Source organism: Stenotrophomonas sp. FR024, assembly GCF_047500745.2.
GTDB classification, from domain to species: Bacteria; Pseudomonadota; Gammaproteobacteria; order Xanthomonadales; family Xanthomonadaceae; genus Stenotrophomonas; species Stenotrophomonas maltophilia_A.
Genome location: NZ_JAXAXM020000010.1, coordinates 115426 through 142140, shown reverse-complemented (window position 1 = coordinate 142140; position 26715 = coordinate 115426). Strand labels below are relative to the sequence as shown.

The window sequence follows — 26715 nt, the reverse complement described above, 5'->3', positions numbered from 1 at the left end:
AGGCTGCCGGCCAGCGGCCGGCACTACCGTGCCCGTTTACCTGACGGGCCTGAGACTCTCCAGCAACACAGTTGCTACAGGGACGTATTTACGGCGTGTCCTGCCTGTCGCCTTGCTCCGGCTCTACGCGCGGGAAAAGAGGCGCCGCGAACAACGCTGTAAACCTACTTCGCATATTGCCCACCGCAGTCGGCATCCTTCCCCGGCCCCAGTTCGATGGTCGCCAGCAATGCCGCTGGCGGCGCGATGCTGCCCAGCGCCAGGGCCACCGCGCCACGAATCCCCAACGCCTTGAAGTCCGGGCGGAACGACGGGTCCTTGAACGTGCCACTGATGTGCAGTGGAGAGCGCAGTACCAGGATGCTCTTGTCCTTCGGGCGCGGTTTCAGCAGCAGGTCCAGGGTCTCGTCGCGCAGGCTGACCGTGCCTTCGCCGATGAGGATCGTATCGGTGGTGTCCACCGCCAGCGCCTGGCTGGTCATCAGGCCGTCGCGCACGCCGAAGTCGGCGAAGGCGCAGCGCAGGGGAATCTGTTTGTCGCCGGTCACCAGGAATTTCAGCGATTCGGTGATGTCCAGCCCTGCCAGTTCCATCACCAGGTTGCCGACATGGCCGCGGCCCATCGCCAGGCCGACCTTGCCACTGCTGCTGCCGAGCATCGCGGCGATCGAGTTGCCGCGGCCGCTCAGGTCCACCTCGCCGCCGATGCCGCCCTTGGCCTGCTCGGCCAGTTTCGCGTCCGGAAACAGCTGGCCGAGCTGCACACCGCGCACACTGGCCTTCAGGGCGGTGCTGATCTGCGGACGGCGCGCGTCCATGCGGATCGTGCTGCGGATATCGCCTCCGGCCACGCCGAAGTTCAGCGGGTCCAGCCGCAGTACGCCGTCATCCAGCAACAGGTGCGCGTCCATGTCGTCCAGCGGCAGCGATGGCGCGTTGATGCGGTGGGCCTTCCAGCGCACGTCGGCATCCATCGCGCGCAGCTTGCCGAGGTTGTAGGGCGTGTCGGGCAGCACGCGTGCGCGGGCGGCAACCCGTGCGGCCTCGGCCTTCTGTTCGGCGTTGGCGGTTTCGCCGCCGCCGGTTTTCGGTGGGGCACCGACGAAGCCGGCAAGGTCATCGAAGTCCAGGCGCTTGGATTCCAGCGTGGCGGTCAGCCGCGGCCGCGCACCGCCCACTTCGAACTGCAGATTGCCGCCGAGGTCGCTGTCACCGACCTTGCCGGTGAAGGCGTCGTAGCGCCAGACGTTGTGGTCACGCTTGAGCCGGCCGTTCAACGCATAGGGCGGCGACGGCGGAATGGCAATGCCGAGCAGCGGATAGAGGTCGGCGAGGTCCTGGCCGCTGAGCGCAAACTGCAGATCGAACACGCGCAGCTGGAAGGGATTGGTCAGCGTGCCACTGGCTACCGCGTGGGTGGCGCCTGCTCGGCCATCGAGATGGATGCGGAACGGATGGTCGCTGTCGGTCAGCTCCAGCGGTGATTCCGTGCCGCCACGCAGGGTGAACGGATTGCCCTGCCAGTGTCCCTTGCCCTGTACCAGCAGCGGTGGCGCCGCATCGGCCTGTTTCGGCTGGCCGCTGCGCACGTCCACGCGGATATCGGTACGGCCGAGCGCGTCGAGGAACTGCAGGCGACCGTCATCGATGCGCAACCGTTTGAGCTGCGGGCTGGTCCCACCGGCGCTGCCACCGAGGAAATCCCAATTGCCCGGTTCGCCCTTGCGCGGGGCGGTTTCCAGCAGCACGTCCGGCCGGGTCAGGCGTACTTCGGGCAGCTGCACGCTGCCACGCAGCAGGGGCCACACCCGCACGTCGATCTCGACGCGGTCTGCGGTGGCCATATCGGGTTGCTTCGCCCAGCTGGCATTGGCGAAGGTGATCGCATCGGCGCGGATCGTACTGGTGCGGCCGAGGTCGACATCAAGGTTCCCGATGTGCAGCGCGCGGCCGGTGCGTGCCTGCACCGCACGCTCAACCGGCCCCTTGAACCAGTTCCAGTCCCACAGCGCGATCAGCAGCAGGAGTGCCGCCAGCAGGAAGATCAGGATCGTGAGCCAGCGCCGGCCTCGTGGGCCGGGGCGGCGGAGGCGCCAGCGGGTCGTGCGCTTTGCGGCAGGGGAGGCGGCAGCATTCACGCCGCCATGGTTGCCCCCTCTTCGTGGACAGGGCGCGAAGCGTCCATGTGCGTGGTGTGCACACGCCGCGTTCGAACGCTGGTTTACAGCACCTGCATGGTGACTGCGACGAAGTGGCAGACGCTGCCACCGATCACGAACAGGTGCCAGATCGCATGCGAATACGGGATCGATTCACGGTGGTAGAAGTAGGTCCCCAGCGTGTACGACAGGCCGCCGGCGAACAGCCAGGTGAGGGTGCCGCCGTCGATCGAAGCCCACATCGGCTTGATCGCCACGACCACCAGCCAGCCCATGGCGATGTAGATCACCGTTGAGAGCACCTTGAAGCGGCCAGTGTAGAACAGCTTGAACACCACGCCGCCCAGCGCCAGCGCCCAGATCGCGGTGAACAGGCCCCAGCCCCACGGACCACGCAGGCCGATCAGGGTGAACGGGGTATAGGTGCCCGCGATCAGCACGTAGATCGCGCAGTGGTCGAACACCTTCAAGCGGCCCTTGGCGACCGGATGCTGGATGGCGTGATACAGGGTGGAGGCGGTGTACAGCAGCAACAGCGCGATACCGAATACGATCGCACTGGCCAGCTGCCAGCCGTCGCCGTAGATCGCAGCCAGGGTGATCAGCACCGCGCTGGCTGCCAGGGCGAACACCGCGCCCAGGCCATGGGTCAGGGCGCTGGCGATTTCTTCACGGATCGAAGCAATGGACGTCGTGGACATGGGCATGGGCATCGTTCACGGGGAGGGGGACCCGCGTCCCCCTATCATCGCCGCGATGGCCGCCGTGTGCACGCCCGTCACCGTATGGTGGGTGAATCCCTGCGTTGCGCCGATGAATCCGTGAGCGGTAGATCCACGCCATGCGTGGATGAACCACCCGCGACGGCCGGGGGCAGAGCCCTTTCCTTGCGGAAAGGGATCCGGCCCGCTGGCATCAGCCCACCGAAACCGTATGCGCCGCTTCGCGGGTGGCCGAGAAGCGCACGTCCGGCGAGCGTTCCTGCGCCAGCTGCAGGTTGACCCGGGTCGGTGCCAGGTAGACCAGGTGGCCGGCTGCATCCAGCGCCAGGTTCAGCGCATTCTTCTCGCGGAACTCTTCCAGCTTCTTCTCGTTGCTGCAGTGGACCCAACGCGCAGTGGTCACGCTGACCGGCTCGAAGGTGGCTTCCACGCCGTACTCGTCCTTCAGGCGGTAGGCGGCCACGTCGAACTGCAGCACGCCGACCGCACCCAGGATCAGGTCGTTGCTGGTCAGCGGGCGGAAGAACTGGGTCGCACCTTCCTCGGACAGCTGGGCCAGGCCCTTCTGCAGCTGCTTGAGCTTGAGCGGATCGCGCAGGCGGGCGCGGCGGAACAGTTCCGGGGCGAAGTTGGGGATGCCGGTGAAGGTGACTGCTTCGCCTTCGGTGAAGGTATCGCCGATGGAAATGGTGCCGTGGTTGTGGATTCCGATCACATCGCCCGGCCACGCCTCGGCGGCGATCTCGCGGTCGCTGGCCATGAAGGTCAGCGCGTTGGCCAGCTTCATTTCCTTGCCGGTGCGCACGTGGAAGGTCTTCATGCCGGCGCTGAAGCGGCCCGAGCAGACCCGCATGAACGCCACGCGGTCACGGTGCTGCGGGTCCATGTTGGCCTGGATCTTGAACACGAAGCCGGTCAGTTTGTTCTCTTCCGGGGCGATCTCGCGGCCGGTGGTGGAACGCGCCTGCGGCGACGGGGCATGTTCGACGAAGAAGTCCAGCAGCGGCTGCACACCGAAGTTGTTCACGCCGGAGCCGAAGAACACCGGGGTCTGCTTGCCCGCGCGGTAGGCGTCCAGGTCGAACGGATGGCTGGCGCCCTGCACCAGTTCCAGTTCGTCGCGCAGGTCGGCCAGCATCTGTGCACCGATCTTCTCGGCCAGGCCGGGCGCATCGATGGACGGGAAGATGGTCGAGTCCTGGCGGGTGAAGTTGCGGCCCGGTTCGTACAGGTGCACTTCGCCGGTCAGCAGGTGGACCACGCCCTTCAGGCGCTGGCCCATGCCGATCGGCCAGGTCACCGGCGCGCACTGGATGCCCAGCACGGTTTCCACTTCATCCAGCAGCTCGATCGGGTCCTTGCCCTCGCGGTCGAGCTTGTTGATGAAGGTCATGATCGGGGTGTCGCGCAGGCGGCACACTTCCATCAGCTTGATGGTGCGCTCTTCCACGCCCTTGGCCACGTCGATCACCATCAGCGCCGAGTCCACCGCGGTCAGCACGCGGTAGGTGTCTTCGCCGAAGTCGGCGTGGCCGGGGGTGTCGAGCAGGTTGACGATCTTGCCTTCGTACGGGAACTGCATCACCGAGGAGGTGACGGAGATGCCGCGCTCCTTTTCCAGCGCCATCCAGTCGGAGGTGGCGTGGCGGGCGGCCTTGCGGCCCTTGACCGAACCGGCCATCTGGATCGCGCCTCCGAACAGCAGCAGCTTTTCGGTCAGCGTGGTCTTGCCGGCGTCAGGGTGGGAGATGATGGCGAAGGTGCGGCGACGCGACGCTTCGTTGGCGACTTCGGACATGGCAGTGGCGCCCGCCCGGGGCGCTTTTCAAAGAGATAAGCGCCCGATTATACCGGCCGGGGCCGTTCAGCGCCCGATGCCGCCCTCGACCTCGCCCTGGCGGGCGAACTGCAGTTGGCCCTGCTCGGCGAAGATGCGTGCCGGCACCGAGCGCAGGCCCATGCCGCGGTTGACCTGCACCACGAAGTGCAGGTGCGGCGCGCTGCTGAAGCCGCTGTTGCCGGACAGGCCGAGCGGCTGCCCGGTCCCCACCGCCTGGCCGCGACGCACGCGCATGCCGCCGGCCTGCAGGTGGCCGTACAGCGCCATGCTGCCGTCGCTGTGCAGCACACGGATGAAGTTGGCGCGGGCACCATCACGTTCGCGGTCCTGGCCGTTGCCACGGAAGCCATCCTGGATCTGCATCACCGTGCCCTCGCGCGCGGCCAGCACCAGCGTGCCCTCCGGCAGCGCGAAGTCCACCGCGTCGCGGTTCTCCTCGTCATCGTGGCTGAACCGGCCCTGCGGCGCCTGGTCCACGCGCGGACGGGCCGCATCGAACGGCAGGCGATAGGCGACATCTTCGGCCTGTGCGGCCGGGTTGCCCGGCACCGACTGCAGGCGCAGATCCAGCGTGCGGCCATCGAGCGGGGCGGGCAGGTGGCCGACCACCAGACTGCTGTCGCCCTGGATCAGCGATTGCAGCGGCAGCCCTTCGACCGGGCGTCCGGGTGCAGCGCGCAGTTCGATCTGCAGCGGTCCTGCCAGCCCATTGTCGATCCGGGCCTGCCATTGCGTGCCGACCGGCTGCAGGCGCAGCCGGGCCATGGGGGCGGCGCCCTCGGCACTGCCAGCGTGGGTGGTTGGGGGGGCGGGGGAAACCAGTCCCCAGCCTTGGCGCCAGTCACCGGCGCTGGCCGTCGTGCTCGCCAGCAGGGACATCAGCAGGCAGATCAGGGGCAGGCGCAGCATCAGTGGTTCCAGAGGGTAGGGACCGCCGGGACTGTAGCCGATCCTGAACAGGACGACCGCGACCGCCTTCGCATAGTCACGTTGAAAATATTCATCGCTTTATCCGCATGAAGGGATTGACAGTGCCGGAAAGGGCTGGCATCGTGGCTCCACCATCGAGACCGGCAGAGGGACAGGCCCTTTGAAGCCGGGGCAGCCCGCGGATGCGAAAGCGTCTGCGTAGGTGCCAAATCCTGCGGGGACCGTGGCGTCCACCGAAAGATGGTTCGAACCATGCACCCCACGTGCATCTCGAACGCGGGCCCCGCGAAGGCTCGATGGCCGATTCCCCAACCGGATCCCGCCATGAGCTTCGCCGCCAGTACCGCGCTTCGCCCCGAACCCTTTGTCCCCGTCAGCGTGCCGGTCGAAGACCGCGTGCATGCCGAGCGCGGTGAGTTCGCCGCGGTGCTGTCGATGCGTCACGCCGGCCCCAGCCCGGTGCGCCTGCGCTATGAGTGGGTCGGCCCGGCCAATGCGCCGGTGGTGGTGCTGGCCGGTGGCATTTCCGCCCATCGCCACGTGGCGTCCAATGCACAGTTCAGCGAGAAGGGCTGGGCCGAAGACCTGGTCGGCAGCGGGCGCGCGCTGGATCCGCAGCAGCTGCGTGTACTGGCCTTCGACTTCATCGGCGCCGATGGTGCACTGGATGTGCCGATCGATACCGCCGACCAGGCCGATGCACTGGCGCTGCTGCTGGACCATCTCGGCATCCGCACGCTGAAGGCGTTCGTGGGCTACTCCTACGGGGCGCTGGTCGGCCAGCAGTTCGCGATCCGCCACCGTGCACGCGTGCGCCAGCTGGTGCTGGCCAGTGGCGCGCATCGCCCGCATCCGTATGCCGCCGCCTGGCGCGCATTGCAGCGCCGCGCGGTCGCGTTGGGCCAGCTGCAGTGCGGCGAAGACCACGGTCTGGCGTTGGCCCGGCAGTTCGCCATGCTCAGCTACCGCACCCCGGAAGAGTTCGGCGAGCGCTTCGACGCCGCACCGGAAGTGATCAATGGCCGTGTGCGCGTGGCCGCCGAAGATTATCTCGATGCGGCCGGTGCGCAGTACGTCGCGCGCACGCCGGTGACCGCTTACCTGCGCCTGTCCGAATCGATCGACCTGCACCGCGTCGACCCCACCGCGATCCTGCCGCCCACCGTAGTTGTCGCGGTGGAGGGTGACCGCCTGGTGCCGCTGGCCGACCTGGTCGGTCTGGTCGAAGGGCTGGGCCCGCGCGGCAGTCTGCGCGTGCTGCGCTCGCCCTACGGCCACGACGCCTTCCTCAAAGAAACCGATCGCATCGACGCGATCCTCGCCACCGCCTTCCGCAATTCTGGAGAGTCCGCATGAGCCTGCACGCAAACGAGCCGTCCTGTAGTCGCACCACTGCCGCCGTCCGTGCCGGCATCGATCGGGACACCGCGCATGGTGCGGTCACGCCGCCGATCGTGCTGTCGTCGAACTTCAGCTTTGAAGGCTTCGGCAACAAGCGCCAGTACGACTACACGCGCAGTGGCAACCCGACCCGTGACCTGCTCGGCGAGGCGCTGGCGGAACTGGAGGGCGGCGCCGGCGGCGTCATCACCGCCACCGGCATGGGCGCGATCAACCTGGTGCTGAACGCGCTGCTGCAGCCGGGCGACACCCTGGTGGTGCCGCACGATGCATACGGCGGCAGCTGGCGCCTGTTCAATGCGCTGGCGAAAAAGGGCCACTTCGAACTGGTCACCGCCGACCTGACCGATCCGCGCGCACTGGCGCAGGCGCTGGCCACGCAGCCGAAGCTGGTGCTGGTGGAAACCCCGTCCAACCCGCTGCTGCGCATCACCGACCTGCGCTTCGTCATCGAGGCCGCGCACAAGGCCGGTGCACTGGTGGTAGTCGACAACACCTTCCTGTCGCCGGCACTGCAGCAGCCGCTGTCGTTCGGTGCCGACCTGGTGCTGCATTCCACCACCAAGTACATCAATGGCCACAGCGATGTGGTCGGTGGGGCGGTGGTCGCGCGCGATCCGGCGCTGCACGAGCAGCTGGTGTGGTGGGGCAACGCGCTGGGCCTGACCGGCTCGCCGTTCGATGCGTTCCTGACCCTGCGCGGCCTGCGCACGCTGGATGCGCGCCTGCGCGTGCACCAGGAGAACACCGCGTCGATCGTTGCCCTGCTGGACCAGCATCCGGCGGTCGGCGCGGTGTATTACCCGGGCCTGGCCGATCACCCGGGCCACGCCATCGCCGCGCGCCAGCAAAGCGGCTTCGGCGCGATGCTGTCGTTCGAACTGGCCGACTGCGAAGGCGATGATCCACATGCCGCAGTGCGTGCCTTCGTCGATGGCCTGCGCTGCTTCACCCTGGCCGAATCGCTGGGTGGCGTCGAAAGCCTGATCGCGCACCCGGCCACCATGACCCATGCGGCGATGACCGCTGAAGCGCGCGCGGCCGCCGGCATCAGCGAAGGCCTGCTGCGCCTGTCGGTCGGCATCGAGGCCGAGCGTGACCTGCTGGCTGATCTCGGCGCAGCGCTGCAGCGCGCCGAAGCCGTGATCGATGCGGCTGCGCGCCGCAAACAGGTGGTGGATGCATGAGCGCGCTCGCCGCTGACATTCCTGCGCTGGGCGTGGGACGCCTGGCGCTGCTCGGCACCGGCACGGTGGGCTCTGCCTTCGTGCAGCGCTACCAGGCGTTGCAGGCACGCGGGTTGGAACTGCCCAGCGTGCAGTGGCTGGCCAATTCGCGCACCGCACTGGCGATCGACCGTGATCTGGCGTTGCCGCTGGAGCTGGCACGACGCGCACCGCGTGACGGTCTCAGCTCACCGCCATGGGCGAGCGCCGAAGGGCTGGAACGGGGTGACGTGGTGGTCGATGCCACTGCCAGCGAAGATGTGGCCGCACGTCACGTGCAGTGGCTGGCGCGTGGGGTGCACGTGGTCACCGCCAACAAGCTGGGCCGCGGTGCGCAGCTGGCACGTGCCACGGCCATCGCCGAGAGCTGCGCAGACAGTGGCGCACGCTATGGCGACAGCGCCACCGTCGGTGCCGGCCTGCCGTTGCTGAGCAGCCTGCGCGCGCTGGTAGCCGGTGGCGACCACATCCACGCCATCGAGGGCGTGCTGTCCGGCTCGCTGGCGTGGCTGTTCCATCGCTATGACGGCCAATCGCCGTTCTCGGCGGCGGTGCGCGAGGCGCTGGCGGCCGGTTATACCGAACCGGACCCGCGTCTGGATCTGTCCGGCGAGGACGTGCGCCGCAAGCTGCTGATCCTGGCGCGCAGCAGCGGGCTGGCGCTGGATGCTTCGCAGGTGCAGGTGGATTCACTGGTGCCTGAAGCGCTGGCAGCGCTGCCGCTGGAGGATGCGGTGGCTGCGCTCGAGCAGCTGGATGCGCCGCTGCAGGCGCGCTGGCAGCAGGCACGCGACAATGGTCGTGTGCTGCGTTTCGTCGGCCGCGTTGATGGCGAGGGTGCGCAGGTAGGCCTGCGCGAGTTGCCGGCCGATCACCCCTTGGCGCAGGGTGCAGGCACCGACAACCGCGTGGCCATCCACAGCGATCGCTATCACCGCCAGCCGTTATTGATCCAGGGGCCGGGCGCGGGCGCGGAAGTCACCGCCGCCGCGTTGCTGGATGACGTGCTGCGGATCGTCGGCTGATCGCAGCGTTCCTGTCGAGCCAAGCCCATGCTCGGCTCGACAGGAGCACGCCTGCTGGTCAGCGGGACTTCAACGCCTTCAGCAACGCGTTGTTGAACTGCTTCGGGTCCTGCACCTGTGGCGAATGGCCCAGTTCGGCGAACTCGAGCAGCGTCGCGCCGGGAATCGTCGCGGCCGCCGACTTGCCCAGCACCGGATAATTGCCCAGCGTCGCCTTCACCGCAGGCGACGCCAGGTCACGGCCGATCGCGGTGCGGTCCTTCTGGCCGATGAACAACGTGGTCGGCACCTGCAGATTCTTCAGTTCGTAGACCACCGGCTGGTTGAACACCATGTCCGATGCCAGTGCCTGGCTCCACGCAACGACCTGCTTGCCCGGGCCTTCATACATGCCCGACTGCATCCGCGCCCACGGTTCATACGCCGGCTTCCATTTGCCGTCGTAGTACACGTCCAGCTGGTAGCGGCGGATGCTGTCATAGCTGATGTTCATTTCGCCGGCGTACCACGTGTCCACGCTGCGCCAGGGAACACCCAGCGCCTTCCAGTCTTCCAGCCCGATTGGATTGACCAGTGACAGGCTGCGCAGGTCCTGCGGGAACATCAGCGCGTAGCGCACCGCCAGCATGCCGCCCATCGAATGACCGACCAGGTGCACCGGTACATCACCCAGCTGCAGCTGTTGCAGCAGGGCATGGGTGTTGGCGGCCAGCTGCGCGAACGAATACTGGTAGCGCTCGGGCTTGCTGGATTTGCAGAAGCCCACCTGGTCCGGGGCGATCACCCGGTAGCCGGCGTTCAGCAGCGGCGCGATGGTCTGCTGCCAGGTAGCTGCGCAGAAATTCTTGCCGTGCAGCAGCACCACCACGCCGATGGCGCGGCGTTTGGGCACCAGATAGGCCATTTCCAGTGGCTGCCGCTGCGACTCCAGTGCGAAGATCTTCACCGGATAGCCGTAGTCGAAACCCTCCAGCCGCGGCCCGTAGGTGGGCGCGGCCAGCGCAGGCAGTGGAAGGCAGGCAAGCAGGGCGGCAGCGATCACGCGCATGGGGCCAATCCGGGGTAGGGGAGCCCCGAGCCTAACCGGAACGCGGTGACGGTGTCGTCCGATGTTGAGCCGGGCTCATGCCCGGCTGCAGGGTAGAGCCAGGCCATGCCTGGCTGCGGCCATCAGCACTCGATGACGTTCACCGCCAGGCCACCGCGGCTGGTTTCCTTGTATTTGTCCTGCATGTCGCGGCCGGTATCGCGCATGGTCTTGATCACCTTGTCCAGCGACACCTTGTGCTTGCCGTCGCCGCGCATCGCCATGCGCGAGGCATTGATCGCCTTCACCGCACCCATCGCATTGCGCTCGATGCACGGAATCTGCACCAGTCCACCAATCGGGTCGCAGGTCAGGCCCAGGTTGTGTTCCATGCCGATTTCCGCAGCATTCTCGATCTGACTCGGGTTGCCGCCCAGCGCCGCGACCAGGCCGCCGGCCGCCATCGAGCAGGCCACGCCCACTTCGCCCTGGCAGCCCACTTCGGCACCGGAAATCGAAGCGTTTTCCTTGTACAGGATGCCGATCGCCGCCGAGGTCAGCAGGAAGTCGAACACACGCTGCTCGTTGGCGCCCGGGCAGAAACGGTCGAAGTAATGCAGCACCGCCGGCAGCACGCCGGCTGCACCGTTGGTCGGCGCGGTCACCACGCGACCACCGGCGGCGTTTTCTTCGTTCACCGCCAGTGCGTACAGGTTGACCCAGTCCAGCGTGGTCAGCGGATCGCGCATCGCCGCTTCCGGCTTCGACGACAGCTCACGGTACAGCGCCGGTGCGCGACGGCCGACCTTCAGGCCACCCGGCAGCACGCCTTCCTCGCGGATGCCACGCGCGACGCACGACTGCATCGCGCTCCAGATCTCGCGCAGGTTGGCGCGGATCTCGTCTTCGCTGCGCCAGCACTTCTCGTTCTCGAACATCAACTGGGCGATGCTCAGGCCGCTGCGTGCGGTCTGCGCCAGCAGCTCGTCGCCGCTCTTGAACGGGTAGGGCAGCGGGGTCTCGTCGGGCACGATGCGGTCATCGGCCGCGTCGTCCTGGTTGACCACGAAGCCGCCACCGACCGAGTAGTAATCGCGGGTGGCAATTACTTCGTCCTCGGCGTTGTACGCGGTGAAGCGCATGCCGTTGGTGTGGTACGGCAGCTTCTGGCGCTTGTTCATGCCGAGGTCGCGCTTTTCGTCGAAGGCGATCTCGTGCTGGCCCATCAGCTGGATGCGCTTGCTGCTGCGGATGCGCTCCAGCGTGGCCGGGATGATGTCCGGGTCGATCAGGTTCGGCCGCTGCCCTTCCAGGCCGAGCAGGATCGCCTTGTCGGTACCATGGCCGCGGCCGGTCAGCGCCAGCGAGCCATAGACATCGGCGCGGATGCGCGCGACCTCGTGCAGGCGGCCCGGGTCGAGCAGCCAGCGGTGGATGAATCGCTCGGCGGCCTTCATCGGCCCGACGGTGTGCGAGGAGCTCGGGCCAATGCCGATCTTGAAAACGTCGAACGTGCTGACAGCCATGGTTGCCGTACTGCGGGTACCGGAAGAGACCGCTATTCTAGCGGTTCACGCCGCACTTCAATGGCTGCGGCGCAGCATTTCCACCAAGGGGACCCTGCCGGTGTTGACTCTGTTCCAGCGTGACGACTGCCACCTGTGCGACATGGCGCTGGCCGAGCTGGCCAAGGCCCGGGCGCCGGAATTCGAATCGGTGTTCCTGGATGACCAGCCAGCGCTGGAATCGCGCTACGGCGCGCGGGTGCCGGTGCTGCGCGACGAGCGCGGCGACCGTGAGCTGGACTGGCCGTTCGACGCGGCTGCGGTTCAAGCCTGGCTGGCCGTCGAACGGTAGTGCCGGCCGCTGGCCGGCACCTGCCCGCATCGGTGAGGTTGCCGGCCAGCGGCCGGCACTACCGGAGATGATGGCCGGGGCGGTGCCCCGGCCCGTTGATCATTTCGCGTCGAACTTCACGATCGTGCTGATCGCGGTTTCGTCCGGGATGGTCTTGGTGTCGGCCCAGTCACCGCTGCCGACGCCGAAGTCCAGGCGCTTGACGGTGGCCTTGCCGGTCAACACCGGCTGGGTGCCCGGCTTCCAGGTGAAGGTGAGGGTGACCGGCTTGCTGACGCCGCGCAGCTCCAGCGTGCCGTCGGCGGCGAACTGGTCGTTGCCCACCGCACGGAAGCCCTTGGCGGTGTAACGCGCAGTGGCGAACTTGCCGACGTTGAAGAAGTCGGCGGTCTGCAGGGTCGAGTCGCGGTCGCTGTTGCCGCTCTTGGCACCGGCCAGCGGAATCACCACGTCCAGCGAACCGGCGGCCGGGTTGGCCGGGTCGAAGCTGAGCTTGGTGGCAAAGCCCGGAAAGCTGCCGGTGAACACTTCGCCGTCGTACTTGGTGGCGAACACCAGGATCGAGCCGGCGCCGGGGGCCTGCGCGTAGTCCGCGGCGAGCGCCGGGGCGGTGGCCAGCATGCCGGCCAGGGCGGCGGCCACGGCGGCCGGAGTGGTCAGTTTCAGGTTCATCGATCAGTCCTTCTGAGGGGAGGCGAGCCAGCCGCGCGGCAACATGCGGGACAACGTTGCATCGCGCTGGAACAGGTGGTGGTAGAAGGCAGCGCCGGCATGGGCCAGCACCACCGCGATCAACAGCCAGAAGCCGTATTCGTGGATGGCGTGGGACACCGCGACGACCTGCGGATCCGGGCCACTCAGCTTGGGCACATCAACCAGGCCGAACCAGCGGAACGGGCGCAGGCCACTGGCCGAGTCGTACAGCCAGCCCGACAGCGGGATGGCGAACATCAGCACATACAACAGCACGTGGGTGGCGCTTGCGATGCGCTCCTGCCAGCTGGGCACGCCCGGCACCGGCTTGGGGGCGCCGGCGTACAGGCGCCAGCCGAGGCGGAACAGCACCAGTGCCAGTACGGTGATGCCGATCGACTTGTGTGCGGTGTAGACCCAGAAGTACTTGGGCGTTTTGGGCAGTTCGCCCATGGTCAGGCCGACCACGCCCAGGGCGAGGATCAGCAGTGCGATCAACCAATGCAGGATCTGGCTGACACTCCCCCAGGCGGCGGGGGTGTTCTTGGCGGTCATGAAAGGTCCTCTAGCGGGCCGTCTTGGGGTCGGAGTGCGGAACGGGAGCGGGAGTTCCCGGGGCGTCGCTGCGGTCGAGGGTGGCTTCAGCCTCGATCCTCAGCTGTACTGCATCACCGATGACGCCCGGCCAGGCGGTGATGCCGAACGCGCGCCGGCTCAGCGTGGTGCTGGCGGAAAAACCGGCGGTGCGTCGGAACGGGGGGAGGGGGTAGCGCTTGATGGCGTTGAGGGTCACGTCCAGGGTGACTTCCTGGCTGACGCCGCGCAGGGTCAGGGTACCGATCACGTGGGCGCGCCTGGCATCGATCGGTTCGACCCGGCTGGAGACGAAGCGCGCGCTGGGGAAACGCACGCCGTCGAGCAGGCTGCGGGCCAGCGTGGCCTGGTTCCATTTGGCATCACCTAGGTCCAATCGCGACACGGGGACCTCGACATCCAGTGTGGCCTCGCGCCAGTTGTCGGGATCGAACTGCAGGCGGCCCTCACTGCCGGAGACCGTCCCCATCGCCTGCGAGTAACCCGCGTGGTCGATGGTGAACAGCACACGCGTATGCACCGGATCGAGGCGATAGGTATCTGCATCCGCCCAGGCGGGGCCGGTGGCGAGCAGCATCGGCAGCAGGGCCAGGCAGGGACGCATCGATGGCGGGCTCCGGAAGGGGGACGTTGCGATCATACGCACAGCCCCCTGCCAACGTTGCGTGCATGGCTGCAACAGTTCGTGGTGGGGCCACCGGTGGAAACAGCCTGTTGCAGCCATGAACCCGGCCCTGTGTGACAATCGGGACAGGACAGGGGGTTCAGGATGACGAGCGGTTGGCGCCTGTGGTGCCGAGGCATCGCGGGAATGGGGCTGCTGCTGATGGCGTTCGCCACGGCGGCCACGGCCCTCGACATGGCGGAAACACCGCGCCTGCGCCGTTTCGGTGCAGCTGAAGGCATGCCCTCGCGCATGGTGCTGGCGCTGGCCGAGGACCGCCAGGGCCATATCTGGGCGGCCACCGATGGTGGCCTGGTGCGCTATGACGGCGGCAACCTGCGGGTCTGGGAACATGATCCGGAGCAGCCGGGCTCGCTGCCCGGCAACGAGATCGAGACCCTGCTGGTCGATCCCCTGGACCGCGTCTGGGTCGGCATCAATGGCAAGGGCGTGGCACGGCTGGATGCCGACCGCGAACGCTTCAAGACCTTCGATGCGGTCAACGGCCCCTGCATGAGCCAGTTCTGGACGCTGGCCTACGCCGAGGATGCACTGTGGATCGGCACCAGTGGCCATGGCGTATGCCGTTTCGGTGAAGACGGCAGCCTGCGCTTCTTCGAGCATGATCCGGCCCGTCCTGGCGGGTTGCCCAGCAATACCATCTACAGCAGCCTCGTCGACGCGCAGGGGCGACTGTGGATCGGCACCGAGGCGGGCATTGCGCGCTGGAACGGGACTGGATTCGAGGCTGTCGCGCCGCGCGAACTGGGGGCGCTTAGTGTATTGCGGCTGAGCCGCGACCCCGATGGCTCGGTCTGGGCCGGCAGCCAGAATGACGGCCTCTACCGTATCGACGCGCAGGACCGGGTCAGCCGTCCGCGCTGGGCCGACAGTGCACACCTGCGTTCGGCACTGGTGCTGGCCGATCGCCAGGGCGGTTACTGGGCGGGCACCTCCGATGGCCTGTTGCGTGGAGATGCCAGCATGCTGCGGCGGCTCGACGGCGACCGCGGCAGTGGCTTCCTCACTGCCCAGAGCGGTGTGCTTGATCTGATGCAGGACCATGAGGGCGGATTGTGGGTGGCGCTGCTGACCCAGGGCCTGGCCTACCTGCCGCCGGACTGGCGCCGGTTTTCGATCTGGAACCAGCTTGACGGCAAGCCGCTGGACAGCCAGTACCTGCTGAGTGCAGCCAGTGATGGCCGGAATTACTACGTCGGCTCAGCGCATGGCGTGTACCAGCTGGACGCGCAGGGAGTACTGAAGTTGCTGGCCAGCGATCGCGAGATCGGCAGCGGGGCGGTGTGGTCGGTGCTGCCGCGGCCGGACGGGCGCCTGTGGCTGGGGCGTGCCGGCCGCATCAGCGTGTACGACCCGGCCACCCGTGCGCTGCACGATTGGCATATCGATGGGGGAGCCGATCTGCGCCAGCGCATCGATCTGATGCGGCAGGCCCCCGATGGCACGGTCTGGCTGTCGGTGATGAACCTGGGCCTGCAGCAGCGCAGCGCCGATGGCCGCGTGCTGCGTAGTTACCCTCTGGAGGATCTCCGCAAGACCGCCGATTCACCGGTTGAGCAGATCCGCTTTGATGCACAGGGCAAGGCCTGGGTGATGGGCGACATGGGGATCTGGCGTGAACAGGCCGGGCGCTTCGAAGCGGTGCCGGGCGTTTCGCGCGGGTTGATCTACGATCTGGTGTGGGTGGATCCGCAGCAGCTGTGGCTGGCCCGGCAGGGGGCGCTGGAACGCTTCCAATGGGATGGCATGAGCCTGCGCCTGATCCAGCGCATCGATGGCAGTGCTGGCGTACCCTCGGTCAGCATGGGCGGACTGGCGCTGGCCGAAGACGGCCGCCTGTGGGCGACCACGCCACGTGGCCTGCTGCGGTGGGACCCGAAGACGCGCCGCCTGCAGCAGTTCAACGAGCGCGATGGCCTGCCCGACGCCGAGTTCACCAGCAGGCCGCCGGCGGTGAATGCCGATGGTCGCGTGCTCGCGGTGGCCCAGACCGGCCTGGTCGTGTTCGATGTGAATGCTGCCGATGCGGTGCTGCCGCCGTCGTCGCTGGTGATCGCCGAGGTCCGCGTGCGGCGTGATGATGCCCGCGGCTGGCAACCGCTGCCGACCACCGGCACGCTGTTGCTGGGGCCGGATGATCGTGATCTGCAGATCGATGCGCGACTGCTTTCCTATGCCAATCCGCAGGGCAACCGTTACCGCTTCCGGGTGCAGGGCTACGACCAGAACTGGGTGGAGCAGGGCGGTGACGGCCAGCGCACGCTGTCGCGGCTGCCGACCGGCAGCTACGTCATTGAAGTCCAGGCGGCAACGGCCAGTGGCACGTGGACGCCTTCACAGCGGTTGCAGGTGAAGGTGCTGCCACCCTGGTGGCGCAGCGGCATGGCGATCTTCGGCTACCTGCTGATCGGCTCGCTGCTGCTGCTTATCCTGGTGTGGTCGATCCGTGCGCGCCTGCGCCGCCGCCAGCAATGGCAGTTGACCGTGCACAAGCAGCAACTGGCAGAGCAGGCCTCCCAGGCCAAGAGCCGGTTCCTGGCCACGCTGGGCCATGAGGTGCGTACGCCGATGACCGGTGTGCTCGGCATGAGCGAGTTGCTGCTGGCCACCCCGCTGGATGCGGTGCAGCGCAGCTATGCAGGCTCGATCCAGCAGGCTGGCAGCCACCTGCTGCGGCTGGTCAATGACGCGCTGGATCTGGCCCGCATCGAGGCCGGCCGGCTGGAGCTGGACCTGCGCCCGTTCGATCTGGCGGGCCTGCTGGACCAGGTGCAGGCGTTGATGGAGCCGATGGCGAAGCAGCGCAACCTGGGGTTCCAGCGTGGGGGCGATCCGCTGGGGCCGATCAGCGTCAGCGGCGACGAGATGCGGGTGCGGCAGATCCTGCTCAACCTGCTGGGCAATGCAATCAAGTTCACCGAGCGCGGGCACGTCGGCCTGGCCGTGCGCCTGGAAGAGAACGGTGGCGGACTCTGCTTCGAAGTGCATGACACCGGCCCGGGCATCAACGCCGAACAGCAGGACCGCCTGTTCCATCGCTTCGAACAGGCGGACGGCCCGCGCACCGCGTCGCGCTATGGCGGCAGCGGGTTGGGCCTGGCGATCTGCCAGGAGCTGGCCGTGGCCATGAACGGACGCATCGAAGTGGACAGCCAGCCGGGCAAGGGCGCGCGATTCCGGGTGTGGTTGCCGCTGCCCTGGATCCGGCAGGCCGCCAATGCGCCGGGCGAGTCGCCGGTGCTGCCGGTGCTGCCGCCGCTGCGCATCCTGCTGGTGGAAGATGACGCGACCGTGGCCGAGGTCATCGCCGGCCTGCTGCGTGGCCGTGGCCACGACGTGGTGCACGTGCTGCATGGCCTGGGCGCGCTTTCGGAGATTGCCACCGATGGTTTTGACGTGGGCCTGCTCGATCTCGATCTGCCCGCGCTGGACGGCACCGCCATCGCTCGCCAGCTGCGTACCATGGGCTATGAACTCCCCTTGGTGGCGGTCACCGCGCGCTCCGATGCCTACGCCGAGACCCAGGTCCTGGCGGCCGGGTTCGATGGCTTCCTGCGCAAGCCGGTGACCGGTGACATGCTGGTGACTGCCATTGCCCAGGCGCGCGCAAAACGACAAACCGCCCTTTGAATGCGCCAGCGCCGGGCGTGAACGGCGCGACTTTCGGTTTACCATGCCGACGCCCGTAGTGCGGGAATCATCAGAAGCAGCGTGAGGAGGCAATCGGTGGTGTATCTGCGGGCGGCGATGCTGCTGCTGGTCCTCCTGTGCTGCCTGTCGCCCGCTGCGGCGCAGCCGGTGCCACCGAGCCCGCGCCAGGTGACGGTGTTCGACGGCTTGCCGTCCAATACCGTGAACCGCATGGCCGAGGATCGTTACGGTTACCTCTGGATCGCCACCAACGACGGTCTGGCCCGCTACGACGGGCGCAACTACCGGATCTGGCGCTCGGAAGACGGCCTGCGCGACAACCGCATCTGGACGGTGCTGGTCGATGCCCGCAACCAGCTCTGGATCGGCACCGAGAACGCCGGTCTGGTACGGATGTCGGCCGATCGCCGCCAGCTGCATTTCTACGACCGCAGCAGCCAGCCGTTGATGGGCACCAACACGGTCTGGAGCCTGGCCACCACGCCGGATGGTTCGGTCTGGTTCGGCACCCACGAAGGTGGTCTGTACCGCCTGGACAACCAGGACCGGCTGCAGCGCTTCCTGCCCGAAGCGAACAACCCACGCAGCCTGCCGGCCGCATCGGTGCCCTATCTGGCAACCCTGGTCGATGGCAGCCTGTGGATAGGCACCAAGCATGGCGTCGCGCGCTGGACCGGCACGGACTTTGAACGGGTTGGTGCCGGCATCGTTCCCAGCCTGCTGATCAATGGCCTGACGGCCGAGCCCGATGGCAGCCTCTGGATCAGCACGATGGCCGGTGCCATCGTGCGTCGTCCCGATGGTCGTTTCGAGGCACCGTCCTGGAAGCTGCCCGAAGGCGAACAGGTGCTGGGCATGATGCTGCGCGACGAGCAGGGCGGGCACTGGCTGGACACCCGCACCGGCCTTGGCCGCGCGGTCGATGGTCAGTACCAGGCCGTGCCGCTGTACAGCGCGGTGGCGCGTGGCCCGGTACGCCCGAACTGGACCGGCGCCTACGAGGATCGCGAGGGGGGCATCTGGCTGCCCAGCACCAACGCCGGCCTGTGGCACCTGCTGCCGCGCTGGTGGCAGTTCTCGGTGCTGTCGCGGCTGGAGGACGACCCGCGCTCGCTGCGCAATGCCTTCGTGCTGGGTACCAGCCCGTCCAGCAACGGCGGCATCTGGACGGTCGGCAGCCACGGCGCGCTGGACCGCTTCGATCCGAAGACCGGCCGCATCGAACAGCACCGCACCTGGGTCAACGGCATGCACTGGCTGACCTCGGTGCGCGAGGATCGCCGCGGCCAGGTCTGGATCGGCTCCAACGACGCGCTGCTGCGCTACGACCCGAAGCGGCGTGATCTGCGCCGCTGGGGCCGGGATGCCGGCGCCGACGCGACCATGGAAGGGGTCATCGAATCGATGATGACCTGTGATGGTGACAGCCTCTGGCTGATGCTGCCGTCGGGTCTTCAGCAGCGCGATCTGGATGGGCGCCTGCGGCGCCAGCTGGACAATGGCCAGCGCGGATTGCAGCAGGGCCAGCTCAATCTCGATGTGGAATGCGGGCCGCAGGACCATATCTGGCTGGCCAGCAGCCGAGGCCTGCTGCAGTGGCTGCCGGAAAGCGAGCGCTTCCAGCCGGTGCCGGGCGCACCGGCGACCGCGATCCATGCACTGCACGTGGGCAGCGATGGCCAGGTCTGGCTGTCCGAGGATGGCCGCCTGTCGCGCTACCGCTGGAGCCAGGGCCGGCTGGAGCGGCAGGCCGTGATCGGTGCCGAGCAGGGCTACCCGGCGATCTCCGCTTCGGGGCTGGTGGTCGATGCGCAGGGGGTGGCGTGGGCAACCAGCGCGCGTGGCCTGGTGCGCATCGGCGCCGATGGCCAGAGCGTGCGCCTGTATGGCGTGCATGACGGCCTGCCGAGCCAGGAATTCCGCGAGCACACGCTGGTGATGTCGGGAGACGGCCATCTGGTGGCGGGTACGCCGGCCGGTGTGGTGGTGTTCGACCCGGAGCAGGTGCGGCCCTCGATGCGGCGTGCGCCGCTGGTGATCGAGCGGGTGGAGGTGCGCCGCAACGAGCAGGTGCTGGACCTCACCCACGACACGCCGTTGCAGATCGCCGATGGCGACCGCGATCTGCGCATCGTCGCGCGCCTGTTGTCGTTCGCCGATTCGGCGTCCAATACCTATCGTTACCGGTTGGCCGGCTATGACCCGGACTGGGTGGAAGTGGGACCGGCCGGTGAGCGCCTGTTCTCGCGGCTGGCACCGGGCAGCTATCGGCTGGAAGTGCAGGCGCGGTCGGCCGACCATGTCTGGTCACGGGTGCAGAGCCTGGAATTCCGCGTGCAGCCACCGTGGTGGCGCAGCCTGTCCGGCCTGCTGGTGCTGGCCTCGTTCGCGCTGCTGCTGACCAGCTGGTTCGCCTGGCTGTACCGTCGCCGCCTGCAGCGTCGCCACGCCTATCAGCTGGCGCTGCACAAGCAGGAGCTGGCCGAGCAGGCGTCGGCGGCCAAGACCCGCTTCCTGGCCAACCTTGGTCATGAGATCCGCACGCCGATGACCGGTGTGCTCGGCATGAGCGAGCTGCTGCTGTCCTCACCGCTGGATCCGCAGCAGCGCGGCTATACACAATCAATCCGCCACGCCGGCGAGCACCTGCTGCATCTGGTCAACGATGCGCTGGACCTGGCGCGGATCGAATCGGGCCGTCTGGAGTTGCAGTCCAAGCCGTTCGCGCTGAGCTGCCTGCTGCAGGACCTGGCGGCGCTGATGGGCCCGTTGGCTGCACAGAAGGGCCTGCGCTTCACCCTCGACAACCAGTTGCCGCCCGGCCTGCAGGCCACCGGCGACGCGATGCGGGTACGGCAGATCCTGCTGAACCTGCTCTCGAATGCGGTCAAGTTCACCAGCCGCGGCACCATCACCCTGCACGCGCGCAGCGACGCCGAGCTGCGATCTCTGCATTTCGAAGTGCGCGACACCGGCCCCGGCATCAGCCAGGAGCAACAGCAACGCCTGTTCCGCCGCTTCGAGCAGGCCGATGGTGCACGTACCGCGGCGCAGTACGGCGGCAGTGGCCTGGGCCTGGCGATCTGCCGCGAACTGGCGCATGCGATGCAGGGGCGGATCCAGGTGGAGAGCCAGCTTGGTCGCGGCACCTGCTTCGGCGTGACGTTGCCGTTGCCGATGGTGGTCGATGCCGATGCCGAAGCAGATGGTGAAACGCACCGCGAGGACGCGGCCAACATGCCGCCATTGCGGGTACTGCTGGTGGAGGACGACGCGACTGTGGCCGATGTGGTGCGCGGGCTGCTGAGTGCGCGCGGGCACGAGGTGGTACATGCGGGCCATGCGCTGGCGGCACTGCGTGAGATCAGTGCCGGTGATTTCGACGTCGGCCTGCTGGATCTCGACCTGCCGGGCCTGAGCGGCTTCGAGCTGGCCCAGCATCTGCGCAACCAGGGCTACATGCTGCCACTGCTGGCGGTGACCGCACGTACCGACCCGGACCTGCAGCAGCAGGTGGAGGCGGCCGGCATCGGTGGCTTCCTGCGCAAGCCGGTGACCGGGGAACTGTTGGTGGAAGCGATTGCCAGGGTGATGGGAAGGTAGGGATTATTGCAGGGCTTGCAGCCCTGCACCTGCAGAAGCAACGTCAACGTCAAAAGCGTGCAATCCGTGGGATGGCGGGGTGGGTCCGGTTGCGGGGGACGCTGCAAGTACGTCCATGTAAGCTCGGTCGCCGCTTGCTCGTGTGCGCTGTCCTGCGCACACGGCAAGACCGGGGTTGGGCCTCCTGCCCAACTCGCCCGAGGCATGCCTCGGGCCCATGCGGCTCACGCCCCCACAACCGAACCCACCCCGCCTTCGACAGTTTTCCGCGATCTGTCGGAGCACGGGGTCGGATCCCGTTGGCGCGCAACGGGCTCTGACCCCAATCTGGAATTCGATATCTGACAGATGTGTCGACCAAGGTCGACACCTACCAACAACCGCGCGTTCCAACAGTCGCCGTTACCCACAGCCGCGTGAACCTGTCAGAGGTGGGGCGGTGTGGGCTTGCAGGACCGTTGGCGCCATGGATGGCGCCATCGAGCCCCCATGGACGGGTTTACGGCGTGTCCTGCAAGCCCACACTGCCCCGCCATCCCACGGAATGCTCGCTGTTGCTGTTGCTGTTGCTTCGGGTTGGGCCTCTGCGGGTGCAGGGTGCAACCCTGCCGAACCCCCTCACTCCGCGACGTGCTCGACCTGCCGTGGCTCCGGCTTGGTGTCCGGCAGCTGCCAGAAGATCATCGTCGAGGTCAGGGTGATCGCGCCCACGCACAGGAACGTCGCATGCAGTGCCGCGGTGGCGCTGTTGCTGTCCAGGTGATTGCCGAACGCGGCCAGCAGGCTGCCGGCCGCCGCGGCACCGAAACCGGCGGCGAGCATCATCACCATCGACAGCAGGCTGTTGCCGGAACTGGCGAATTCGCGGTCCAGATCACGCAGCGTCACGGTGTTCATCACGGTGAACTGCAGGGAATTGACCGCACCGAAGAAGGCCAGCTGCAGCAGGCGCCAGGCCAGGTGCTGGCCGGGTGTCATCAGGATGAAGCTGGCCATCGCCAGGCCCACCAGCACAGTGTTGACCATCAGCACGCGGCGGTAGCCGTAGCGCTCGACCAGCTTCACCGCCAGCTTCTTCGACACCATGCCGGCCGCCGCCACCGGCACCATCATCAGGCCGGCGTTCATCGGGCCAAGGCCCAGGCCGACCTGCAGCAGCAACGGGATCAGCATCGGCATGGCGCTGCTGCCGATGCGCGAGAACAGGTTGCCAAGGATGCCGATGCGGTAGCTGGGCACGCGGAACAGGGCCAGCGAGAACAAGGGCGCGGTGGAGTTGGCGGCATGCAGCCAGTAACCGACCAGTGCGGCCAGGCCGGCCACGGTCATCAGCATCACCAGCGCATGTGGCGTTCCGAGCCCGGAGATGCCGTCCAGCGCCAGCGACAGCACCACCATCGCAAAGGCCAGCATGATGTAGCCGCGCAGGTCGAAACGGGTGCGATGGCTGGCGTAGTGGTCGGGCATGATCTTCATCGCGGCGATGAAACCGATCACGCCGATCGGCAGGTTGATCAGGAACACCCAGTGCCACGACGCGATCTCGACCAGCCAGCCACCCAACGTCGGGCCGATCAACGGGCCGACCAGCGCGGGGATGGCGATGAAGCTCATCGCGCGCAGGAAATCCTCGCGTGGCACCGAACGCATCACTGCCAGGCGGCCGACCGGCAGCAGCATCGCACCGCCGATACCCTGCAGCACGCGCGCACCGACCAGCTGGTGCAGGTGCTGGGCCAGCGCGCAGGCCAGCGAGCCGAGGGTGAACAGGATGATCGCCACCAGGAAGGTACGGCGGGTGCCGTAGCGGTCGGCGATCCAGCCGGAGGCGGGGATGAAGGTGGCCACTGCCAGCGCGTAGCTGAACACCACCGACTGCATCTGCAGCGGGCTCTCGCCCAGGCTGGCCGCCATCGCCGGCAAGGCCGTGTTGACGATGGTCGAGTCCAGCATCTGCATGAAGATCGCCAACGAAACCAGCCACAGCAGGGGGCGCTGGCGGTTGTAGGTCGATGGCGATGTAGACATGGGGTGTGGCCGGTGCAGCGTGGGGGACGCCATGATCGCGCACTGCGGGTCACGGCGCGATCAACATCGCGCCGCAACCGCATGCGCAATGCTCAGCGCTGGCTGTGCGCGTGCACCGCGTCGACCAGCACCTGCACGTGCGCCGGGTCCATGTCCGGCGACATGCCGTGGCCGAGGTTGAACACATGGCCCTCGCGCGAACCGCCGTTGCCGGCGGCATAGGTGTCGAGCACGCGTGCTGCTGCGGCGGTGATTGCATCCGGCGAGGCGTACAGCGTGGTCGGGTCGAGGTTGCCCTGCAGGGCGACGCGGCCGCCGGTGCGGCGCATCGCCTCGTCCAGGTCCAGCGTCCAGTCCAGGCCCAGCGCATCGGCACCGGTCTGCGACAGCGCTTCCAGATGCAGGCCGGTGCCCTTGCCGAACAGGATCAGTGGGGTGCGCTCGTTGCCTTCGCCGCGCTCCAGGCCCTCGGCAATCCGCTGCAGGTAGCGCAGCGAGAACTCGCGGTACATCGACGGCGACAGCACGCCACCCCAGGTATCGAATACCTGCAGCGCCTGTGCACCGGCCGCGCGCTGCGCGCCGAGATAGGCGATCACCGCCTCGGTGGTGACCTCCAGCAGGCGGTGCAGGGCCTGCGGATGGTTCAGTGCCATCGCCTTGATCCGCGCGAAGTCCTTGCTGCCGCCGCCTTCCACCATGTAGCAGGCCAGCGTCCACGGGCTGCCGGAGAAACCGATCAGCGGCACCTGGCCGTCCAGCTCACGGCGGATCAGGCGCACCGCGTCCATCACGTAGCCCAGGTGCTGTTCCATGTCCGGCACCGCCAGCCTGGCGATGGCCGCTTCATCACGCACCGGGTGGCGGAACTTCGGGCCTTCGCCTTCGACGAAGTACAGCTCCAGGCCCATCGCATCGGGAATGGTGAGGATGTCCGAGAACAGGATGGCCGCATCCAGCGGGAAGCGGCGCAGCGGCTGCAGGGTAACCTCGCAGGCAATCTCCGGATTCTTGGCCATGGCCAGGAAGCTGCCGGCCTTGGCTCGGGTCGCGCGGTATTCCGGCAGGTAGCGTCCGGCCTGGCGCATCAGCCAGACGGGGGTGCAGTCCACCGGTTCGCGGCGCAGGGCGCGCAGCAGGCGATCGTTGCGGAGAGGGCTGGTCACGATGGGCATTCCTTGGACGAAAGTTGGCAGCGGCGTCAGTCGCCGTGCGAGAGGATCTGGAAACCGCGATGCAGTTCGGCATCGCGGGCCTTCTCGAAGGCATGGCGGGCTTCGTCGGCCTGCAGGAACAGCTCGCGCCGCAGCTGCGAGCGGCTGCCGACGCGGCCGCTCTCGCGCAGCAGTTCCCAGCCGCCGAAGAGATCCGGCTGCAGGCTCAGGCGCAGGAAGCGCGGTGCCTGCGCACCGGCGTCGGGATGTTGCAGGTAGACGTGCATGGCGCCGATTGTAGCGGGGCCAGGGTGACCCCGGCCGCAACGCGGTGGTGCCGGCCGTTGGCCGGCAACGTCATGAGCGGGGAAGCCGGCCAGCGGCCGGCACTACCAGGCTGCGCGGCAGGATTGCCGGCCAGCGGCCGGCACTACCGGACCGACAGCACCTTCAGCACCGCTGCCTCATCCACGTCCGGCACCACTTCGGCGCGGCCCATGCCACGCCACAGCACCAGGCGCAGGCGGCCGGCCACGTTCTTCTTGTCCAGCCGCATGCGGCCGAGCAGGGCCTGCGGATCCAGTCCTGCGGGGATCGCCACCGGCAGGCCGAGGCGTTCCAGCAGGGCCTGCAGGCGCGCGCGGTCGGCATCGTCGGCCAGGCCCAGGTCGGTGGACAGTGTTGCCGCCAGCACCATGCCCACCGCCACCGCTTCGCCGTGGTTCAGTGCTTCGCGGCCCGGGGCCGAGTAGCCCTGTTCGGTCTCGATGGCATGGCCGAAGGTATGGCCGAGGTTGAGCAGGGCACGCTCGCCCTTCTCGAACGGATCACGCTCGACGATGGCGGCCTTGTGCCGGCAGCTGCGCGCGATGGCTTCGGACAGTACCGCATCCTCGCCGGCCAGCAGTGCATCGGCATGCTGCTGCAGCCATTCGAAGAACACCGCGTCGCCCAGCGCGCCGTACTTCACCACTTCGGCCAGGCCGGCGCGCAGCTCGCGCGGTGGCAGGGTGGCCAGCACGCGGGTATCGGCAATGACCGCGCGCGGCGGATGGAATGCGCCGACCAGGTTCTTGCCGGCCGGAATGTCGACCGCGGTCTTGCCGCCCACCGACGAATCGACCATCGCCAACAGGGTGGTCGGAAGCTGCACGCAGTCCACGCCGCGCATCCAGCAGGCCGCGGCAAAACCGGCGAGATCACCGACCACGCCGCCACCGAGGGCGAACACGCAGGCATCCCGGGTGGCGCCGAGCGCGGCCAGCGCTTCGATCGCGTGGCCGAATTCGGCCAGGGTCTTGGAGGCTTCGCCGGCGGCCAGCACGTGCTCGCCGACGATCAGGTCGGGGCGTGCGGCCAGCAGCGTCTGCTTCACGGCTGCCAGGTAGCGCGGAGCCACTTCGCTGTCGCTGAGCAGCAGCACGTGGCGGCCGCGCACATGCGAGGCCAACGCGGTGCCGTCGGTCTGGGCACCAGCGCCGATGGTGATGGAGTAGGGGCGGTCGCCGCCAACGGCGACCTGCAGCAGGGCGGGGGAAGTCATGCGGTCAGGTCCTGGCGCTGCCATTGCGTGGCCAGCTTGACCACCAGGTGGGCGGTCGCGTCGGCAGCGGTGTACGGGTCGGTATCGAGGGTGAGGTCGGCCAGTTCGCGGTACAGCGGGTCGCGGTGAGCAGCCAGATCGTGCAGCACCTGCTCGCGGTCCGGGCGCTGCAGCAGTGGCCTGCCTTTGTCGCGGGCCAGGCGTTCCAGCTGCGCGGCCACGCTGACCCGCAGGTAGACCACGAAGCCGCGCTGGGCAATCAGGGCGCGGTTATCCGGATCGAGTACGGCGCCTCCACCAGTGGAAACCAGCTGGCCGCGGCCTTCCAGCACACGGGCCAAGGCTTCGCGCTCATGGCTGCGGAAGCCGGTTTCACCCGAGTGCTCGAAGATGGTCGGGATGCTGGCGCCGGCGGCATCGACGATGGCCTGGTCGACATCGACGAAGTCCAGCGTGAAGCGCTCGGCCAAGCGGCGGCCGATGCAGGTTTTACCGGCGCCCATCGGGCCGATCAGGATCAGGTTCGGAGCAGGATTCATGCCTTCTGATGCTAACACCTCCGTGCCCTTGCCTTTAC

General features: G+C 67.8%; 20 protein-coding genes and 1 riboswitch. Of the genes, 6 read left to right on the top strand and 14 right to left on the bottom strand.

From position 1 onward, the window contains the following. Nucleotides 1-164: 164 nt before the first annotated feature. The 4 genes from ACMZ91_RS12905 to ACMZ91_RS12890 form a co-directional block, all read right to left on the bottom strand. On the bottom strand, nt 165-2138 hold the full coding sequence (locus tag ACMZ91_RS12905) for an AsmA family protein (protein WP_414577064.1): 1974 nt from the start codon (nt 2136-2138) through the stop codon (nt 165-167). A gap of 83 nt (nt 2139-2221) precedes the next feature. Next, nucleotides 2222-2860: a PAQR family membrane homeostasis protein TrhA gene (gene trhA / locus ACMZ91_RS12900; RefSeq protein ID WP_005410682.1), complete on the bottom strand. Its 639-nt coding sequence runs from the start codon at nt 2858-2860 to the stop codon at nt 2222-2224. 214 nt (nt 2861-3074) lie between these two features. Next, on the bottom strand, nt 3075-4679 hold the full coding sequence (locus ACMZ91_RS12895; protein WP_014038155.1) for a peptide chain release factor 3: 1605 nt from the start codon (nt 4677-4679) through the stop codon (nt 3075-3077). A gap of 66 nt (nt 4680-4745) precedes the next feature. Beyond that, complete coding sequence (locus ACMZ91_RS12890) at nt 4746-5630, bottom strand: M23 family metallopeptidase (RefSeq protein WP_277778655.1); 885 nt, start codon at nt 5628-5630, stop codon at nt 4746-4748. A gap of 149 nt (nt 5631-5779) precedes the next feature. Beyond that, a riboswitch (SAM riboswitch) is annotated at nt 5780-5898 on the top strand. 77 nt (nt 5899-5975) lie between these two features. Between ACMZ91_RS12890 and metX the strand changes: the two genes are divergently transcribed. Genes metX through ACMZ91_RS12875 form a run of 3 tightly spaced genes read left to right on the top strand, consistent with a single transcriptional unit; the run spans nt 5976 to nt 9303 of the window. Next, nucleotides 5976-7007, top strand: coding sequence for a homoserine O-succinyltransferase MetX (gene metX, locus ACMZ91_RS12885; RefSeq protein ID WP_049461931.1), 1032 nt, complete (start codon nt 5976-5978; stop codon nt 7005-7007). Continuing rightward, complete coding sequence (locus ACMZ91_RS12880; RefSeq protein ID WP_032127792.1) at nt 7004-8239, top strand: O-succinylhomoserine (thiol)-lyase; 1236 nt, start codon at nt 7004-7006, stop codon at nt 8237-8239. Before metX ends, ACMZ91_RS12880 begins: the two co-directional genes overlap by 4 nt. Beyond that, complete coding sequence (locus ACMZ91_RS12875) at nt 8236-9303, top strand: homoserine dehydrogenase family protein (protein WP_049420952.1); 1068 nt, start codon at nt 8236-8238, stop codon at nt 9301-9303. Before ACMZ91_RS12880 ends, ACMZ91_RS12875 begins: the two co-directional genes overlap by 4 nt. 58 nt (nt 9304-9361) lie before the next feature. On the opposite strand, the gene ACMZ91_RS12870 is transcribed toward ACMZ91_RS12875, so the two are convergent. Both ACMZ91_RS12870 and ACMZ91_RS12865 read right to left on the bottom strand, forming a co-directional pair. Next, nucleotides 9362-10351: an alpha/beta fold hydrolase gene (locus ACMZ91_RS12870; protein ID WP_414577067.1), complete on the bottom strand. Its 990-nt coding sequence runs from the start codon at nt 10349-10351 to the stop codon at nt 9362-9364. A gap of 122 nt (nt 10352-10473) precedes the next feature. Continuing rightward, on the bottom strand, nt 10474-11856 hold the full coding sequence (locus ACMZ91_RS12865) for an L-serine ammonia-lyase (protein ID WP_024956918.1): 1383 nt from the start codon (nt 11854-11856) through the stop codon (nt 10474-10476). Nucleotides 11857-11956: 100 nt separating this feature from the next. Between ACMZ91_RS12865 and ACMZ91_RS12860 the strand changes: the two genes are divergently transcribed. Continuing rightward, a complete protein-coding gene (locus ACMZ91_RS12860) occupies nt 11957-12187 on the top strand; it encodes a glutaredoxin family protein (protein ID WP_032127830.1) in 231 nt (76 codons plus the stop codon). Nucleotides 12188-12286: 99 nt separating this feature from the next. Here ACMZ91_RS12860 and ACMZ91_RS12855 read toward each other — a convergent pair whose 3' ends face one another. From ACMZ91_RS12855 to ACMZ91_RS12845, 3 genes are read right to left on the bottom strand one after another with little or no spacing between them, the layout of a single operon-like run. Then, nucleotides 12287-12859 (bottom strand): YceI family protein, encoded by a 573-nt coding sequence (locus ACMZ91_RS12855; protein WP_010482754.1) that lies wholly within the window; start codon nt 12857-12859, stop codon nt 12287-12289. Nucleotides 12860-12862: 3 nt separating this feature from the next. After that, the gene (locus ACMZ91_RS12850) at nt 12863-13435 is read right to left on the bottom strand and encodes a cytochrome b (protein WP_005410672.1); all 573 of its coding nucleotides are present in this window, start codon (nt 13433-13435) and stop codon (nt 12863-12865) included. Nucleotides 13436-13445: 10 nt separating this feature from the next. Then, nucleotides 13446-14078: a YceI family protein gene (locus ACMZ91_RS12845; protein WP_414577069.1), complete on the bottom strand. Its 633-nt coding sequence runs from the start codon at nt 14076-14078 to the stop codon at nt 13446-13448. Between the two features lie 165 nt (nt 14079-14243). Here ACMZ91_RS12845 and ACMZ91_RS12840 point away from each other — a divergent pair, with 165 nt between their 5' ends. Together ACMZ91_RS12840 and ACMZ91_RS12835 are read left to right on the top strand one after the other, a co-directional pair. Then, the gene (locus tag ACMZ91_RS12840) at nt 14244-17789 is read left to right on the top strand and encodes a hybrid sensor histidine kinase/response regulator (RefSeq protein ID WP_414577071.1); all 3546 of its coding nucleotides are present in this window, start codon (nt 14244-14246) and stop codon (nt 17787-17789) included. Nucleotides 17790-17885: 96 nt separating this feature from the next. Then, entirely contained in the window at nt 17886-21413 is a 3528-nt protein-coding gene (locus ACMZ91_RS12835; RefSeq protein WP_414577073.1) for a hybrid sensor histidine kinase/response regulator, read from the top strand. Between the two features lie 618 nt (nt 21414-22031). On the opposite strand, the gene mdtD is transcribed toward ACMZ91_RS12835, so the two are convergent. The 5 genes from mdtD to ACMZ91_RS12810 form a co-directional block, all read right to left on the bottom strand. After that, a complete protein-coding gene (gene mdtD, locus ACMZ91_RS12830; RefSeq protein WP_010482759.1) occupies nt 22032-23441 on the bottom strand; it encodes a multidrug transporter subunit MdtD in 1410 nt (469 codons plus the stop codon). A gap of 92 nt (nt 23442-23533) precedes the next feature. Further along, the gene (gene hemE / locus ACMZ91_RS12825) at nt 23534-24616 is read right to left on the bottom strand and encodes a uroporphyrinogen decarboxylase (RefSeq protein ID WP_049461198.1); all 1083 of its coding nucleotides are present in this window, start codon (nt 24614-24616) and stop codon (nt 23534-23536) included. Between the two features lie 26 nt (nt 24617-24642). After that, nucleotides 24643-24882 (bottom strand): WGR domain-containing protein, encoded by a 240-nt coding sequence (locus ACMZ91_RS12820; RefSeq protein WP_032127800.1) that lies wholly within the window; start codon nt 24880-24882, stop codon nt 24643-24645. A 143-nt stretch (nt 24883-25025) separates the two neighbouring features. Then, complete coding sequence (gene aroB, locus ACMZ91_RS12815) at nt 25026-26138, bottom strand: 3-dehydroquinate synthase (RefSeq protein WP_277778658.1); 1113 nt, start codon at nt 26136-26138, stop codon at nt 25026-25028. Beyond that, nucleotides 26135-26677: a shikimate kinase gene (locus ACMZ91_RS12810; protein ID WP_032127802.1), complete on the bottom strand. Its 543-nt coding sequence runs from the start codon at nt 26675-26677 to the stop codon at nt 26135-26137. The genes aroB and ACMZ91_RS12810 overlap by 4 nt, the downstream gene beginning before the upstream one ends. Nucleotides 26678-26715 lie beyond the last annotated feature (38 nt).